The sequence below is a fragment of the Shewanella sp. 30m-14 genome, assembly GCF_052977125.1.
The window spans coordinates 63,455-80,367 of record NZ_JBRILW010000018.1 but is presented as its reverse complement, the minus strand read 5'-3'; the positions used below and the strand labels follow the sequence as shown (position 1 = coordinate 80,367).

Annotated in this window: 16 protein-coding genes and 1 other RNA gene; 6 read left to right on the top strand and 11 right to left on the bottom strand. The window is 46.0% G+C overall.

Annotated features, from left to right (window positions below; all coding sequences use genetic code 11):
• Position 1 precedes the first annotated feature (1 nt).
• Positions 2–700, top strand: coding sequence for a phosphoglycolate phosphatase (locus tag ACVBIU_RS14040; protein WP_447164042.1), 699 nt, complete (start codon positions 2–4; stop codon positions 698–700).
• A 5-nt stretch (positions 701–705) separates the two neighbouring features.
• On the top strand, positions 706–1,716 hold the full coding sequence (gene trpS / locus ACVBIU_RS14035; RefSeq protein WP_447164041.1) for a tryptophan--tRNA ligase: 1,011 nt from the start codon (positions 706–708) through the stop codon (positions 1,714–1,716).
• Positions 1,717–1,835: 119 nt separating this feature from the next.
• Here the strand turns inward: trpS and ACVBIU_RS14030 are convergent, their stop codons facing one another.
• On the bottom strand, positions 1,836–2,705 hold the full coding sequence (locus ACVBIU_RS14030; RefSeq protein ID WP_447161835.1) for a LysR substrate-binding domain-containing protein: 870 nt from the start codon (positions 2,703–2,705) through the stop codon (positions 1,836–1,838).
• Positions 2,706–2,849: 144 nt separating this feature from the next.
• Here ACVBIU_RS14030 and ACVBIU_RS14025 point away from each other — a divergent pair, with 144 nt between their 5' ends.
• Positions 2,850–3,734 carry a DMT family transporter gene (locus tag ACVBIU_RS14025; protein ID WP_447164040.1) on the top strand — a complete coding sequence of 295 codons (885 nt, stop codon included), beginning with the start codon at positions 2,850–2,852 and terminating at the stop codon, positions 3,732–3,734.
• A gap of 30 nt (positions 3,735–3,764) precedes the next feature.
• Here the strand turns inward: ACVBIU_RS14025 and ACVBIU_RS14020 are convergent, their stop codons facing one another.
• From ACVBIU_RS14020 to ACVBIU_RS14005, 4 genes are all read right to left on the bottom strand, one after another.
• Complete coding sequence (locus ACVBIU_RS14020) at positions 3,765–4,334, bottom strand: BON domain-containing protein (protein ID WP_447161833.1); 570 nt, start codon at positions 4,332–4,334, stop codon at positions 3,765–3,767.
• Positions 4,331–4,924, bottom strand: a complete 594-nt coding sequence (locus ACVBIU_RS14015; RefSeq protein WP_012279127.1) for a phosphoheptose isomerase — start codon at positions 4,922–4,924, stop codon at positions 4,331–4,333. The genes ACVBIU_RS14020 and ACVBIU_RS14015 overlap by 4 nt, the downstream gene beginning before the upstream one ends.
• A gap of 63 nt (positions 4,925–4,987) precedes the next feature.
• Positions 4,988–5,329, bottom strand: coding sequence for a YraN family protein (locus ACVBIU_RS14010; protein WP_447164039.1), 342 nt, complete (start codon positions 5,327–5,329; stop codon positions 4,988–4,990).
• Between the two features lie 110 nt (positions 5,330–5,439).
• Complete coding sequence (locus tag ACVBIU_RS14005) at positions 5,440–7,314, bottom strand: penicillin-binding protein activator (RefSeq protein ID WP_447164038.1); 1,875 nt, start codon at positions 7,312–7,314, stop codon at positions 5,440–5,442.
• A 102-nt stretch (positions 7,315–7,416) separates the two neighbouring features.
• Between ACVBIU_RS14005 and rsmI the strand changes: the two genes are divergently transcribed.
• Positions 7,417–8,259, top strand: a complete 843-nt coding sequence (gene rsmI, locus ACVBIU_RS14000; RefSeq protein WP_447161830.1) for a 16S rRNA (cytidine(1402)-2'-O)-methyltransferase — start codon at positions 7,417–7,419, stop codon at positions 8,257–8,259.
• A gap of 72 nt (positions 8,260–8,331) precedes the next feature.
• Positions 8,332–8,683: RNase P RNA component class A (rnpB, locus tag ACVBIU_RS13995), an RNA gene on the top strand.
• A 228-nt stretch (positions 8,684–8,911) separates the two neighbouring features.
• Here rnpB and ACVBIU_RS13990 read toward each other — a convergent pair.
• The 6 genes from ACVBIU_RS13990 to ACVBIU_RS13965 all read right to left on the bottom strand — a co-directional run bounded on the left by ACVBIU_RS13990 (position 8,912) and on the right by ACVBIU_RS13965 (position 16,235).
• On the bottom strand, positions 8,912–10,165 hold the full coding sequence (locus tag ACVBIU_RS13990) for a carbohydrate porin (protein WP_447164037.1): 1,254 nt from the start codon (positions 10,163–10,165) through the stop codon (positions 8,912–8,914).
• Positions 10,165–11,427: a quaternary amine ABC transporter ATP-binding protein gene (locus ACVBIU_RS13985; protein WP_447164036.1), complete on the bottom strand. Its 1,263-nt coding sequence runs from the start codon at positions 11,425–11,427 to the stop codon at positions 10,165–10,167. Before ACVBIU_RS13985 ends, ACVBIU_RS13990 begins: the two co-directional genes overlap by 1 nt.
• Entirely contained in the window at positions 11,420–12,319 is a 900-nt protein-coding gene (locus ACVBIU_RS13980; protein ID WP_447164035.1) for an ABC transporter permease, read from the bottom strand. The genes ACVBIU_RS13985 and ACVBIU_RS13980 overlap by 8 nt, the downstream gene beginning before the upstream one ends.
• 83 nt (positions 12,320–12,402) lie before the next feature.
• Positions 12,403–13,404 carry an ABC transporter substrate-binding protein gene (locus ACVBIU_RS13975; RefSeq protein ID WP_447164034.1) on the bottom strand — a complete coding sequence of 334 codons (1,002 nt, stop codon included), beginning with the start codon at positions 13,402–13,404 and terminating at the stop codon, positions 12,403–12,405.
• Between the two features lie 464 nt (positions 13,405–13,868).
• On the bottom strand, positions 13,869–15,077 hold the full coding sequence (locus ACVBIU_RS13970; protein WP_447164033.1) for an NAD(P)/FAD-dependent oxidoreductase: 1,209 nt from the start codon (positions 15,075–15,077) through the stop codon (positions 13,869–13,871).
• A gap of 282 nt (positions 15,078–15,359) precedes the next feature.
• A complete protein-coding gene (locus tag ACVBIU_RS13965; RefSeq protein WP_447161824.1) occupies positions 15,360–16,235 on the bottom strand; it encodes a LysR substrate-binding domain-containing protein in 876 nt (291 codons plus the stop codon).
• A 345-nt stretch (positions 16,236–16,580) separates the two neighbouring features.
• On the opposite strand from ACVBIU_RS13965, the gene ACVBIU_RS13960 reads away from it, so the two are divergent.
• Positions 16,581–16,847 carry a DksA/TraR family C4-type zinc finger protein gene (locus ACVBIU_RS13960; protein ID WP_447164032.1) on the top strand — a complete coding sequence of 89 codons (267 nt, stop codon included), beginning with the start codon at positions 16,581–16,583 and terminating at the stop codon, positions 16,845–16,847.
• The last annotated feature ends 66 nt before the right edge of the window (positions 16,848–16,913 follow it).

Below are 16,913 nucleotides of genomic sequence, written 5' to 3'. Positions count from 1 at the left end.
AATGAGCACTTTTAGTCAAATTAAAGCCGTAGCATTTGACTTAGACGGAACGCTAATTGATAGCGTTCCAGATCTAGCCGCAGCGACTCGTGCGACGCTAGCTGAGCTGAATTTGCCACTGTGTAACGATGATATGGTGCGCAGCTGGGTAGGTAATGGCGCCGAGATGTTGATGCGCAGAGCGCTCAGTTTTTCTCTTGATGCCCAAGTGAGTGAAGAAAAGCTGCAAAGCACTATGCCGCGCTTTATGCATTTTTATAAGTTAAACCTGCAGCAGCACAGTGTGCTTTACTCAAATGTTGAAACTGTTTTATTTCAGCTGCAACAAGCGGGCTATCAAATGGCAATTGTGACTAATAAGCCTTTTGAATTTACCATTCCATTATTGAAAGCATTCAATATTGATGGGTATTTTAGCATCGTGCTTGGTGGTGACTCACTGTCTAAGATGAAGCCGGATCCATTGCCATTAGAGCACATTTTGCATGAATGGCAGTTGCAAACAGAGCAATTATTGATGGTCGGCGACTCAAAGAACGATATATTAGCGGCAAAAGCGGCTAAGGTTGCCTCTGTGGGCTTGACCTACGGCTACAACTACGGTGAAGATATCGGGCTAAGCGGCCCCGACGCCGTATGTGAACAATTTAGTGAAATAACCGCGCTACTTAAACTGCGCGATAAAGCAACGGAGCAATAAACAAAATGACGAACCCTCTAACGAAACCCGTAGTTCTAAGCGGAGCGCAGCCATCAGGCGAGCTGACCATCGGCAACTATATGGGCGCATTACGTCAGTGGGTTGCAATGCAAGATAGTCATGATTGCCTTTATTGCGTCGTTGACCTGCATGCGATTACTGTCAGACAAGATCCAGTTAAATTACGTGAAGCATGTCTTGATACGCTAGCACTGTATTTGGCTTGTGGTGTTGACCCTAAGAAGAGCACGGTATTTATTCAGTCTCAGGTTCCACAGCACACGCAGCTTGGCTGGGCACTAAATTGTTACACCCAGATGGGTGAGCTTAACCGCATGACGCAGTTTAAAGATAAATCACAAAAGCATGCTAATAACATTAACGTGGGCTTATTTGGTTACCCGGTGTTGATGGCGGCAGATATTTTGCTTTATCAAGCGAACGAAATTCCAGTAGGCCAAGATCAAAAGCAGCATTTAGAGTTAACGCGTGATATTGCCACACGCTTTAACAATGCTTATGGTGAAACATTTGTGATCCCAGAGCCATTCATCCCAGAGCATGGTGCTAAGGTGATGTCACTACAAGATCCGCTAAAGAAGATGTCTAAGTCTGATGATAACCGTAATAACGTTATTGGCTTACTTGAAGACCCAAAAGCTGTCATGAAGAAGATAAAGAAGGCGATGACAGATGGTCAAGAGCCACCAGTAGTCCGTTTTGATGTTGCTGAAAAGCCAGGTGTATCTAACTTAATCAGCTTAATGTCAGGCTGTACTGGTCAATCGATTGCGAGTATTGAAGCCGAGTTTGAAGGCAAAATGTATGGTCAATTAAAAGTGGCTACGGGTGAAGCCGTTGTCGGTATGCTTGAGCCGCTACAGCAGCGCTTTAAAGAATACCGCGCAGACCACGATTTCTTGGCTAAAGTGATGAAAGACGGTGCCGAAAAGGCACAGGCTCGCGCTGAAGTTACCATCAAGAATGTATACGAAAAGATTGGGCTTATCGTTTAATTCGGTATCTGGTCCTAAAATTGATTCAAAGCCAGCTATTATCGCTGGCTTTTTTATTGCTGCTTAAGTTTATTACTGAAGTCGTATTGCTTAAGCTTTCTTGCTTCAGTTTGATCGCGTTATTGGCGACTTAACCAAGCAACAAATGCTGCAATAGCGGGCTCTTTGAGGCGGCGCTGTTTACAGCTGAAATAGAACTCAAATCCAGTCAAAATATCGGGTAAATCAAGCGCTACTAATACCCCTTTATCAATATCAGCTTGCACCATAAAGTCAGATGCCAGCGCAATTCCTTGGCCAGTTATAGCCGCTTCTATCGCTAACAACACATGACTAAAAATATGTTGCTGTTGTTCTGCGGGTGGCACTAAGTTGTTTACCACAAACCAGCGGTCCCAATCGAGCCCCAGTGCACCTTCATCAACCGTCAGCAATGGGTGCTTGGCTAATTCGTCCAGTGCTATGCTATCTAGCGCCAGTAAACTTGGGCTGATAACCGGAATTAAGCGCTCTTTATGCAGTAAGTGATGGTGGTAACCTAATTGACCGCTTTGGCCGGTGATAAACATATCTGCCACGCTGTCACTGAGTTCTGGGTCATCGGCTATCATGTCGAGACGGATTTTGATTTGAGGGTGTTGACGTCTAAAATCGCTGAGTCTTGGAATTAACCATTTGACCGCAAACGAACTGTACACAGCAAGGCGAAGTTGCTCGTTACTGTCACCGCTTATTTGCATACTTAAGTCACTTAACTCGTTGAAGATCCGTTCTAACTCTCGATATAGCAGTTCACCTTTGCTAGTGAGTTGCAGCTGCCGTCCCTCACGTTTAAATAAGCGTTCTCCGTAATGTTCTTCTAGCTGCTTTACCTGATGAGAGACTGCACTTTGCGTGATGCATAATTCGGCTGCAGCACGTGAGAAGTGAGACTGCCTAGCTGCGGCTTCAAAAACCTGCAAGGCTCTTAATGGCGGGAGTTTGCGCATAGTGACCTGCTCAATATATGAATTTAATAGGTGATCTTCATCATGATATTAATTTAATTCATGCATGGATAAAAAACATCATTTTAGTTTGGCTTTTGTGGGCGATATCATGCGCGCATATTCAGTTGTACTGTGGAAAAACAGATGAAATCTAACGTCATAATTGCTATGGCTATCCTCGTTTTCGGCAACCTATTTAGTGCGCTCTATGATGTCTCTATTAAATGGATGCCAGAGGGAAGTAACGCCGCGACTTTCTTGTTAATACGGCAAATACTATCGGTATTGATGTTACTGCCTTTATGGTTTTACGCTAAAAGACCGACGACTCAACATGTAAAAGTCCACTTTTTCCGCTCGAACACGGGGGCATTAGGGGCGGTGTGTTTGATTATGGGCTTGATGTCATTACCTATTGCGACGGTGAGTTCGTTATTCTTTTCTGCCCCTTTGATGATTGTGCTGATGGGCTCGATTTTTCTAAAAGAGAAGGTAACGCCAACTCAGTGGCTCGCCACCATTTTAGGTTTTATTGGTATTTTAATCTTACTGCGTCCAAGCGAAATCAACTGGTTTGGGATTGCGGTGCTGATCTCGGCTTTTACTTTTGCCCTGAATCAGCTCGCGCTACGTAAGCTGCCCGATAGCGAGGATCCAAGTGTGACCCTGATGTTGTATAACACGCTCAGTATCCCGCTGACATTGGTGATGATACTGGTACAGGGCTTTGAGGGCGTAAGCTGGGGCTTAATCGGCATTGCGGCACTGAGTAACTGCTTCTTACTGGCGTATCACTGGTTGTGTGTATTGGCTTACCGTAAAGCGCAGGCGAGTCAGATAGCGATTGCTGAATACACCGGATTACTCTTTTGTGTGTTGTTTGGCTGGCTGCTATTCGATGAGTGGTTAGACGGTTTGAGCTGGGTTGGTGCAGGCTTTATTGTACTGCCATCGCTAGTTATTCCATGGATAGTTGCAAGAATGGCTAATTTAAAACCCAAAAAAATCATCGAGCAAAAGGCGGGATGATCTTTTAGGTGTTGGCGAAGGGCATTGTGATTAAGAATCTGTATATTCAAACACCTTAATCACTTTGCGCACGCCGGCGGTATTACGCGCCACTTCCACGGCTAAATCGGCTTGAGCGCGTTCGACATAACCAATTAAGAACACCTCACCATTTTCAGTGACGACCTTAATATTGGTTACATCTAAGCCTTTCTCATTGAGCATTCGACCCTTCACCTTAGTGGTGATCCAGGTATCGTTACTACGAGTCGTAAAAGAGGTTGGATTACCAATACGGATCTGGTTATGGATCTTGCCGCCAATCTTTAGCTCTTTAACAGTACGAACCGCTTTATCTCGCAGCATTGAGTTCGGCGCTTGGCCAATCATCAATACATTAGCGTTCATAACAATCCCGCTAATATTCGCCTGGTTTTTTAAGTCATCATGAGAAGCCAATGCGCTAGAGATATTAAAGTCGGCATTGGTGTCATCAATTTGAGTCTTAAAGCTGCGCTCGTCATTAACCATCATTGCACCGCCGACTGCACCGACCATAACGGCCCCAGCGCAGCCTTGCAGCATTAACACAATCGCGATTAATGGGAGCACTGCTCTCATGCTTGTTCGTCCTGCGGGAATAATGTGTGGTCGATGTTGTCACACAAGCAATGAATCGCTAGCAGGTGAACTTCTTGAATACGGGCGGTGACATTTGATGGCACACGGATCTCAACGTCGTTGACGCTAAGTAGGCCTGCCATCGCGCCGCCATCTTTACCGGTTAGCGATACAATTGTCATGTCACGGCTTAGGGCTGCTTCCATGGCTTTAATCACGTTACCTGAGTTACCGCTGGTTGAAATCGCTAACAAAATATCGCCAGGCTGGCCTAGTGCCATAATCTGTTTAGAGAAGATTTCATCGTAGCTGTAATCGTTAGCAATCGCTGTGATTGTTGACGTGTCGCAGCTAAGAGCAATAGCGGGTAGTGGTGGACGCTCAATTTCATAGCGGTTTAATAGCTCCGCAGAAAAATGCTGTGCATCACCGGCGCTACCGCCATTACCGCAAGCTAGGATTTTATTACCACTAAGCAGGCAGTGAACCATCATCTCAGCGGCTTTAGCAATTGATTCTGGTAGTGCTTCAGAAGCATCAATCTTAGTTTGAATTGACTCTGTAAAGCTGTCTTTAATGCGTTCTAACATGGATAAACCCTATGTTTATTTATGTCCACTTTTGGCTGGTGGTACATATGAAAATTAAACTATTTAAAATGCACCGCGGATCCATTGGATCCCTTGGGGATCGGCCGCAATGACATCGAAACGACAAATAGCATCGATTCGATTTAACTGTATGTAATGGTTTGCTGCTTTTCTAATTCGCCTTGCTTGTGCTGGGCTCAAAGCATTAACGGCACCACCGTATTGAGATGGAGAGCGGTATTTTACCTCAACGAACACCCAATCGCTGCCATCTTTCATCACTATGTCTATTTCACCAAAACGGTATCGCACGTTTTGTTCGACAAAGGTTAGCCCACGTTGCTGCAAATATTGCCGTGCTGCATATTCGGCAATTTGGCCTTGATTTGGGTTAGCTGGTGCCAAATTCGCTCATCCTTGTCGCGTTAATTTGAATATATCTTAAAGATTGTGCCGAGACTATTTGCTTCAGCGTATTTAACTGTAAAGTTTATCAAAAGCTTCCTGCATCGGCTTTATAGCGGACGCAAGTTACCTCTTTGATAGCGGCCCCAGCTGAGCTGGCGATTCAAGGTACCGTCAGGTTGCACCGATAACAAACCGCTACGCCCTGTAAACTGATAGCCAGGTAAGGCGTGCATTTGTGCCAGTTTACCGACTAAATCGAGCGCATCATAGCCCATAATAAATAGACGTTTACGGCTGTTACTCCAGTTAGGCCATAGCTCATTGACCATACGGGTTTCAGTGTTGGGCGTGATCAGCCATGGAATGTCGCTAATCGTTAAGTTATTCAGCTCATTAGCCGTTTCTCGGTCGTTACCTTCAACACGGCTACGGCTGGTGGTATACAGAGGCACAGGCTCAGCAAACACGCTAAAGTTAACGTCGATAAAAGGCTTAAGTAGCGCTAAATCTTGGCTGGCAGAAATCATATAGATAGCATCGACATCGCGACGGGAGCGAAAATCCGCTTCAATCTTAGGAGTCAAAATAGCCTTAATGCGAGAAATACGTTCTTTACTATCGATAACGCCTAAGGCTTTTTGTACGGTGACCTTCATTTTGTCGCCGCCGTCATAGTAATGGATTTCGGCCGGATTATTAGTCAGGGTTTGCCAAGCCTTATTGAAGCTTTCCGCCATGCGGTGGCCAACAGCATCATTGCTGACTAATAGTAACGGCTGTTCAATACCATCATTGTATAGGCGCTGAGCCGCATCAATGGCTTCATCGGTCGGCGATAAGGCAAAGAAATACTTATCAGGATCGGCGGTAAAAGTATCAATATGGTTCAAGTAAAGCTGTGGAATGGTCTTGCTCACCACTGGACTCACGGCGACAGCCTCTCCAACCGCGTTAACGGGAGCGCCTACAGCAGTCATATTCTGTAACTGCTCGACTTCAGTTTGCAGTAGTGGACCAATGATAAATTCAGCGCCCGATGCCACGGCTTGCTGGTAAGCGGCCTGTGCACCTGTTGCTGTATCGAAAAAGTTGAGTGCAACACTGTCGTCACCGGTTGCCATATAGTTGGCAATAATGCCTTGCTTGACGGTGCTAGCAACGCTTGCACGTGAGCCTGTTAATGGCAGTAAGACCGCGATATTTTTTGGCTGATAAGGCTGAGTGTTAAGTGCCTTTTCTAAGTCAGTGGGCAGTTTTGCCGCTGCAGGATGATACGGGTTGAGTTGTTGCCAGCTGCCTAAGTGGCGAACCAGATCGTTAGGGTCGACGGCATAGTGTTTAGCGATATAGGCCAGTTGTACCCAACCCGCAAAAATCGGGTTAGAGGTATCGTTGCTAAAGCTTAATAGGGTTTGTTCGTTAATCGGCTGTAGAGAGCGCCAAATAGTGTCGTTGACTTCTTGAGCCTGTGAGGCCGGTAAATACTGGCTCAGTAAGCTCAATTGTCTCACTTGATCGATTGGTTGATTAACTAATTGATACAGGTGAGCCTTAAACTGGTAGTAACTGACCCATTGCCAGTTTGGCAGTGTCCAGTCGCTTGGATAATTAAGCACCTGCAGAGCATGATCATAGGTCGACGTCATCTCTAATACGCGAGCGGAAAGGTAAATATGCTCCGCCAGTAGCTCTGGTTTTTGGCTGATATCTTGCGCAATCGATTTCAGCGCTTTATCTGCAGCGCTGGCATTCCCTTCGTTGATAAAGGCATGCGCGGCGAGTAAAACATATTTATCGCGGGTTTGTTTATTTTTTTCTTTGGCAGCAAGGGCCAAATATTGCGATGACGTCTCGGTCACTGCGGATAAAGAAACTTGTGTCTTTTCAGTCTGTACCGGCGCAGAAGTCGTGCCGCAACCGAACAAAACCGCAGATAAAATTGCGATAGAAATAAATTTTGTTGTATTCAGTCTTTTTAACACGGGTCTTCACTCTGGTAAGATGCTGCTAATAGTTTAACCTGCTCTTCCGCTTGGCGAAAGTATTGTTAGAAACTCTTGCCAACACTCAATACAGAGGTAGTTATGGACCTGTCGGTCGCGCTTTACATTGTTCCCACACCAATTGGGAACCTAGGGGACATCAGTAGCCGTGCAATAGAGGTACTTAACCAAGTATCACTTATTGCCTGTGAAGATACCCGTCATAGTGGAAAATTACTGAGTCACTTCGGTATTGAAACTCGAAAAACTGCGCTTCACGATCACAATGAACGTGATAGAGCGCAGTGGATCATTCAAAAGCTGGGTAATGGTGAAGCGGTAGCATTGATCTCCGATGCTGGCACACCGCTGATCTCAGATCCTGGCTACCACTTAGTTAAACAAGTGCGTGAAGCAGGATTTAATGTGATCCCACTGCCCGGACCATGTGCTGCGATTACGGCATTAAGTGCTTCCGGTTTACCTTCTGATCGTTTCTCGTTTGAAGGTTTCTTACCCTCAAAAGAGAAAGCGAGATTTGATAAACTTACCGCACTGAAAGATGATCCTCGCACGTTAATTTTTTATGAATCACCGCATCGTATTGTGCACAGCCTAGAGTCACTGGTTGAAGCGTTAGGTAGCGATCGTGAAATTGTGATGGCGCGTGAAGTGACTAAAACTTTTGAGACCTTCCTGTCAGGTCCCGCTGGTGAAGTACTGCAAACAGTAAAAGATGATCCCAATCAGCAACGCGGCGAAATCGTGTTGATGTGTCACGGCCATCGCAGCGATGAAGAGTTAGAGTTCTCGCCAACAGTGATAAACACGCTTAAATTACTGTGCGAAGAGCTGCCTTTGAAAAAAGCTGCCGCCGTAGCGGGACAGATTTACGATATTAAAAAGAACGCACTTTATAAACATGGTTTATCCATCGGCCTTTAAATATTGTGCGTGCGAAGACGGTATTTGTGAAAGTCCTTGGTTTGTTAGTCTCGCTTAGGCTATAATCCGCGCCGAGTTGGCTAGACAGTTGCCGCGTTCGCAAGAACGGGGAGGAAAGTCCGGGCTTCAAAGAGCAGGGTACCAGGTAACGCCTGGGCGGTGTGAACCGACGACAAGTGCAACAGAGAGGAAACCGCCTGCTTGATTTATCAAGTCGGTAAGGGTGAAAGGGTGCGGTAAGAGCGCACCGTGCGGCTAGCAATAGTCCGTAGCAAGGTAAACTCTACCCGAAGCAAGACCAAATAGGGTCCCGTATGGCGCTGCTCGCGTTGGGACCGGGTAGGTCGCTTGAGCCTGTGAGCGATTGCAGGCCTAGATGAATAACTGTCCACGACAGGACCCGGCTTATCGGCCAACTCAACCTTTTGATGCAGAAGGCCTCACAGAAATGTGGGGCCTTTTGTTTTTAAAACGATTAATTCTTTAGAGTGGCAGTTCGAAAAGAAAGATAAAAAGTCATTTATTTCACTCTTGAACCAGAGTTAGGGTTTATCGGATATCAATGTCACCTCTTAATAAAAAGCCCATTTACCGAAAAGTAAGCGGGCTTTTTATTACCTGTAAATCAGGTTTGTCGGTATAAAGAGTATGACTAGAAATAGTAACCGAAGTTAATATTAAAGCGGGTGTTAGTGCCGCCATCTCCCACCATAGTGCCGCCGATAAAGGGTTGGTTCTCTGCAACAACAAAGTCGACATAGGTATAGAGTCCACCTGCAGCAATAGCCATACCAGTGACATTCATAAAGGTATCAGCCAGTGCCGCAGATTTATCGGTAACCAGTGAATAATCGTTATAGAAGGTTAGGTTGGATATCGGGCCTATCTCTACAGGTAAGCTGTATGCCACGTTGGCGATATAAGTCGTGGCTTCTGCTGGAATAGAGTCGTAAAAATGATATGCGGCTACCACAATACGTTCTACATCCATGCCATCGACATCGTATTTGTAGTCGGTCAGCTGTAATTTAACGTTCCAGCGATCGTAGTTAACCACGCTGTGAATGGCTGCAGCGACATTATCGCCATCGGTGCCATTGGCAATATCAAGCTGTCCGGCTTGGATTGACGCGCCCAGTTCAACTTCGAGCTCATCGAATATCAAATTGTGAGCATAACGACCATTGAAGGTATTCACCTCAGCTGCAGCGTAACCGTCACTGGGGGCATCATAGACACCTTCTCCAGGTAAACGGATACCAACAACATCGTAGGCATAACGATCGGTTCGGTCTGAGACAAAGCCATCAAGGCCGCCTTGTTCGTCATTCTTATAGAAGGCAAAATCAATTTGGTTGTTATCGCCTTTATAGGTGTAGTTCAAGCCCATATCATGGTCATCTTCAAGTCCGAGATAGAAGTTAGAGCTGAAGAAGTAGTTGTTTGATGCGTAAGTTAACATACCAAAAGGCACTTGAGTGACACCAATTTTACCTTGTTGTTTGTCATCAAAGTTGTAACCAATCCAAGCGTGCTGAATCACATTCATGTACTCAAACCAGCGGTACTGGGCAGAAAAGATTAGGTCTTGATAATTGCCTGACACATCGATACGGAACAGGTCAAAATCAAAATCGCCACCACGGTCAGCATTGTCGTCATCATAGTCTTCATAGGTGTAATTGACACGCACGGCGCCGCCAAAATTGACGCTGCTCTCTGGTTCCTTTTGCTGCTCTTCGACGACGAGCAGTTCAGGTTCAAGCTGTTGAGACTGAAGCTGCTGAGCCTCAAGTTGCTCGATGCGGGCTTTTAACGCTTCTAGCTCTTCATCAATTGGGGTGGCGCTTGCATTCGCGGATAATGCAAGGGCGATACATGAAGCTGCAAGTGTGTAGCGGATCATCATTTATCCTTATGAGTTAAGTTTGATTTTTGTAGGTCTGTATTGGCTGTGCTGTCGGCGTCGCTATAGAAATCCGATAGCACGTCGGCTAAGTGAGTCCGCGAAAGTTCGCCTTGTAGGTCGCCATCGGCATCGACAACGGGGAGGGGGTAATCAGACTCCATTGTCGCGGGAATAATGCTTTCAAGCAGTGCATCTTGTGAAATAGGGGTTAGCTCTTCTACCTTGAAGTCTTCCATTAGCGCTTGTTCATCAGCTTTGACGGCATCTTCTAGCGCTGCTTGGCACACCACCCCCTGAAAGCCTTCATCGGTAACGTAATAGGCATAGTTAGCAGGAATGCGTTTCATCTGTTTAAGTGCTTCTCCTATCGTGTCGGCAGTGAGGCGAAATGCGGGTGGCTTCATAACCGTTTCAACTGTCAGGGCTCGCGGACGGTTTACATCTTTGACAAAAGCCGCTACATAATTATCAGCAGGGTTGAGCAAGATATCGACTGGCTCACCGACTTGAACCAGTTCACCGTCTTTGAGAATGGCGATACGATCGCCAATGCGTAGCGCTTCATCGAGATCATGGGTAATAAAGATAATGGTTTTACGTAGCTCTTTTTGCAGATCAATCAGTTGGTCCTGCATCTCACTGCGTATAAGTGGATCTAATGCGGAGAAAGCTTCATCCATCAGCAGGATTTCGGCATCGGTACACAGGGCTCTTGCTAGACCGACACGTTGTTGTTGGCCACCTGAAAGTTGAGAAGGATACTGCTCTTCATATCCGCTCAAACCGACAGTTTCCAGCCATTGTTTGGCTTTAGCATTTCTAGTGGCTTTATCGACCCCCTGTACACTTAGGCCATAACCGACATTTTCCAGCACGCTTTTGTGGGGCATTAAGCCAAAACGTTGGAACACCATGGCCATTTTACTGCGCCGAAACAGTTCTAGCTGCTTGGTATTGAGCTTCATTACATCCAAGCCTTCAACCAGTATTTGGCCTTCGGTAGGATCGATTAATCGATTGAAGTGACGAATTAAGGTTGATTTACCGGAGCCAGATAGTCCCATAATCACAAAAATCTCGCCTTGGTGAATGTCGAGGTTAATGGCTTTAAGGCCGACGGTATGGCCGGTTTGTGCGAGAATGTCATCCTTAGATAAACCTTCTTTTACTAGCGGAATAACCTTGTTTGGTTTTTTGCCAAAGACCTTATAAAGATCTCTAATTTGAATGAGTGGCTCTTTAGATGAGTTGTTATTCATGATGGCCACTTCGCGTATGTTTTTGTGACCGTTTGGCGTAGGCCTGCGAGGTGCGATCAAAAATGATAGCGAGTGCGACAATAGCCAAACCGTTAAACAGCCCAAGAGTGAAATATTGGTTAGTGATCAACTTGAGTACTGGCTGGCCCAAGCCCTTAACGCCAATCATAGATGCGATAACCACCATTCCGAGTGCCATCATTATCGTCTGGTTAATACCGGCCATAATGGTGGGAGAGGCCAGTGGTAATTGAACTCCCAGCAAGCGCTGCATCGGATTCGCGCCGTAAGCCGTCGCCGCTTCTAGTACTTCTTTGTCTACTAGGCGGATCCCTAGGTTAGTTAGGCGAATAACAGGTGGAATGGCGTATATGACCACGGCAATAACGCCGGGGACTTTGCCAATACCCAGTAGCATGACCACGGGGATCAAGTAGACAAAGGCAGGCATGGTTTGCATCACATCCAAAATGGGCGTCACCACCGCCTGAGTTCGATTACTGCGAGACATTAAGATACCAATGGGTACGCCTAATGTGATGGCTAATAGGGTGCAGACAGTAATGATGCTAAGGGTGCGCATGGTATCTTGCCACATGCCAAAATAACCAATCAGCATAAATGAAATAACAACGCCTAAAGATAATTTCCATGAGCGGCTAGCAACATAAACCAAAGCGGTGATAGAGAGCAGCACTGCCCACCATGGCGACTGCACAAGCAGCTTTTCAAACCAGATAAGAAAGTCGAGCAGCGGATCGAATAGAGACTCGATAACATCGCCGTACTCGCGAGAAAAGTCCCGAAAAGCACCGTCTAAATATTTACGGATCTGCAGCAAAGTGGAGCGATCCATTTTCGGAAATTCGCTGAGCCAAGAAAAGTCAGCCATTACGACCTCTATTATTGTTATTAGGGATATCTAGATGAGGATAAAAAAGCGAGGCTTAGCAGGCCTCGCTTTGATAGTGACTTTTAGAGATCGGCTATGGCCAATTTCACTTTAGTGGCCACCTCTGCGGGAACCCATTCAAGCCAAATATCTTGATGATTGATTAAGAAGTACTCGGCAGCGATAGTGCCATCAGCCTGATTATCTTCCATCCAGGCCAATAAGCGGTTCATCTGTGCATTGGTTAAGGCGCGCTTGCCAAGATACTCAAATGCAGACGTTGATTTTTTAGCGAATGCTGCGGTAGTAATTGTTTGTACCAAGGCTGCAGGGTACATAGTGACTTTAGGATCGGCACACTCTGCTTGAGAGATACAGTCACTAAATTCTTTTGCATCGACACCACTACCAAAGTCCACTTTGACCATTTTGTACTTGCCTAGTACCGCAGTGGGCGCCCAATAGTAGCCAAACCAAGGTTGTTGACGCTCATAAGCTCGGGCAATCGAGCCCGCTAGACCGGCTCCTGAACCGGGATCGATAAGATCAAACCCAGCATCACCGAGCTTGAGTGCGCGAAAGAGGTTTTCTGCAGAGAGTTGGCAGCCCCAGCCTGCAGGGCAGCCATAAAAGGCACCGCGCTCTGGATCTTCTGGATGCTCAAAGGCTTTTACATTGGCGATCACTCCCTGAATGGTTTTCAGGCTGGGGTCTTTGTCGACCATGTACTGCGGCACCCAAAACCCCTCTTCACCGCCATCAGACAGCGACTTGCCGGCAATAACCAAACGCTTGTCAGTGACTGCTTGTTCGATAAGCTCTTTAACGCTGTTACTCCAGATTTCAGGCGCGATGTCTGGCTCGCCTTTTTCAACCATAGAGGTGCTGGTGGGCATGGTATCACCAGGGGTTAACTCGGCTTCGCAGCCATAGCCATGTTGTAAAATAAAGCGGTCAACGTTAGCGATTAATGAAGCAGAGCTCCAATTCATATCGGCGATAGTGACCTTGCCGCATTGTTCTTGGGCTAGGGCTTGATGTGTTATGCCGCTAAGAAGGCAGCCAATTAACAGTATACGTTTCATAAGAACTCCGTGCTTGAGGTTAGCGATCCTTTGCGCACGTGCCGTCTCTGTTAATCATTAGAGTTCAAACTAGAGGCAGTGCTTCACTTTTTCTGGTAGCAGCCTTGTTGCAGTCTAGTAAATTAGTTTGCAACAGATTTAAGGCTAGCATCGATCAAAATTAACACAGCTGCTTGGTGGTTAACAGTTAAGCAATCTTGCTTTGTGGTGTAGGGCAAAAAATACCTGCTAGATATGTTTAGAGTTCGAACTACTTTCTACAAATAGGGCTATTCACTTACAGGGTTACTCTATTGGCTTTCGTGCTCTCGCGTTATTGGCTCTACTATGATTGGCACCACGATTAAAGTTGGTCAGCGGTATGAGATTAGAAATTAATGGCTAATATTCAAAAAAACCGCTTATCGAAAGATAAGCGGGCTTTTTTTAGCTGTAATTTACGCAGGTAATTGCAATAGTTCTGCTTAAGCGGGTTTAAACAAACACTTTAGTCGTTTGAAAATAATCAAACGCGAAATGGTTAAGTAACCACTAACCGTTTTTTGATGTAAACGGAAAATCGTATCGTAGAGGCGGCGCACTAAGCGGCCTTTTAAGATTAACCTGTCATTCATCATGGTGCTAATTGCAAAGTTATGCCCGATAGCGACCACCATTCCGCCGTCGTTGTAGACAAAAGGTTTGAGTGGCTTCCCATCTAATAGGGCGACTAAGTTTTTAGCTAAATGCACTGCAGCGCGGTTAGCTGCCTGAGCTTTAGGTGGTACTTGGCTACCATCTGCTTGTGGAATTGCGGCGCAGTCACCGAGTGCAAAGATTGATGAATCAAAGGTTGTAACAAGCGTTTGCTCAACAACCAGTTGGTTAAGCGAGTTGCTCTGCAGGCCGCCTATCTCTTTTAGCCAGTCAGGGGCTTTAATACCTGCTGCCCAAAACTGCACATCGGCATTGAGCACTAGGCCGTCGCTGGTGAGCATACGATCGGCTTCAACGCTAGCGATGCGAGTATTAAGCATCACATTAATCTGATATTTCTCAAGTCTCAGTAGCGCTTGCTCAGACATTTTAACTGGGCCGTTTGGTAATACTCTATCGGCGGCTTCAATCAAGTTGATATTAAGCCATGCTGCATAAGGATTTTCGCTCAGTTCTGCACTTACTTTGGCAAGCTCTGCTGCGAGCTCTAGACCCGTCGCGCCAGCACCGACAATGTTGATGTTGCAATCTTTACCTGATCGCAGCAAATTGCTGATTTTGTGCCAGCTATCACGGGCTTGTTCTGGTGTGTCTAAGAACAAGCAGTGCTCTTTTGCACCTTGGGTCGCAAAATCATTACTGATCGCGCCAATGGCGATGATTAGGTAGTCGTAATCGAGTGTATCTGTTTCACCATTAGGCTTACGTACGGTGAGTTTCTTTGCTGCTCGATTAACGTCAGTCATCCAGGATTGATAGTGCATGTAACCATTTTTAGCTCCATGGCTAAAGTAACAAAGACTATCAAGATCGGTATCAAAGGTACCAGCGGCTATTTCATGAAACCGCGGCTTCCAATAATGGTGGGTTTCGCCTTCAACCAAAATCACTTCATCTTGGCTATTCACACTGCGACCTAGCATACTTGCGATTTCAAGGCCTGCTGCGCCGCCACCAACAATAACAATACGAGACATAGTAATTCCTCTAAGCATCAACAGATGCCGATGTAATTTGATAAGAGCCTTAGGACTAAAAGGGGATACGAAAGGTATGACCGAGTGCAGGGCTTTAGATGGCGCTCATTATAGTTACCGTTCTTTTTGGAACAATTAGCTCAAAAGGTAAATTACTTTTGCACACAGGTAACAATTGTTGCGTGAGGAATTATTGTTTATTGATTTTTAAGCATTTTACTTGAATTTTGTCATATGTATTTTGACCCACGCTCTGGGGTGTAGGTCAAAATAGTGGGAGTGCTAGGCTTGTTTAAGGCCGTGGCTTAAGTGATCAAGTAGCATACGTACCTTTGGTGAGAGGTGGCGATTTTGCGGATAAAGCGCCCAAATCCCCTCTTCTGGTTGGCGGTTTTGCTCAAGCAAAGGCGTTAGCTCGCCTGACTCAATAAACGGCAATACGTAATAATCGGGCAATTGTACTATGCCGATGCCTTTAATGGCGGCATCAACTAAAGCGTGGCCACTATTACAACTTAAACTGCCTCTAACGCGTACATTTCTGGTTTTGCCATTTTCTTGAAAGCGCCAATAATCCATGGTGCCGATTAGGCAGTTGTGCTGATCTAGCTCTGATAGCGAGTGCGGAATACCATAGGTTGAGATATAGCTAGGCGACGCGCACACATATTGGGTACGACTGCTTAGCTTCTTGGCCATCATGCTTGAGTCTTCTAAGTGTCCAAGTCGAATCGCCAGATCGTAACCTTCATCAACTAAGTCTAACTTTTGGTTGGTTAGATTGAGTTTGACTTCCAGCTCTGGGTAGAGCGATGCAAAGTCATTAATTAATGGCGCCATGGTCATTTCGCCATAGGTGACCGGCGCGGTGATTTTGAGTAACCCGCGTGGGCTTGTCTGCAAATTAGTAATTGCACGCTCGGCTTCTTCTAAGCCATCTAATACTTGGCGACAATGTTGATAATAGATGCGACCAACTTCGGTTACCGATACCTTGCGGGTGGTGCGGTGAAACAGCTTAGAGGCCAGTCTGGTTTCAAGTGCACTAATTTGGCGGCTGACTTGTGCGGTTGATATCCCCAATCTTTGTGATGCCTTGGTAAAGCTTTCTGCTTCAGCAACGGCGACAAACTCACTCACACCTTCCCAATTGAACATGATGACTCCTTATGCGACAAGCTGACTCAGCCTTTATTACTGTATGGTAAAAGAGATTTGTATTAAGAGCTAATTATCATTCTATTTGAAATAAATATAATGAGCCTCATCAAAAGGTGAGTCATTGTCGCTAATCAGGTTAGCTAACCTGCAGCCGGGTGACATGGACTGCTTATATCTGGAACTGTCTATATCTGGAGCGACTTCGCTCTCAGTTCGCGCTGGTCACTCAAGGGCGAAATACAGTGGATTGTTAGACGCAATCCCAGCCTTCGACTATAGATTAATAGGCTGCTAAATCGACTTATGCTCAGCAACCGCGAATTGTCATAGAGAGGTACTAACATGGCTGGTGGATGGTCAAGAGATGGTGCGGTGCAAGATCAAATCGACAGCAGTGTCGACGATGCCGTGGCAACCGCTAGAAGTAAACTGGTTGGCGGGATTAGCCTGCAACATTGTGAAGAGTGTGGCGAGCAGATCCCTGAGGCTCGACGTATGGCGGTGGCAGGTGTACGACTCTGTGTTCATTGTCAAAATGCACTCGATGGTGCTCAGGCAAAGCAACAGCTGTTTAATCGCCGAGGCAGTAAAGATAGCCAGCTACGTTAAATTTGCTGCGGCAAAAACCAGTAGAGATTAATTTATAGCATGACTTGGAATTAGCTCAAGCCCTAG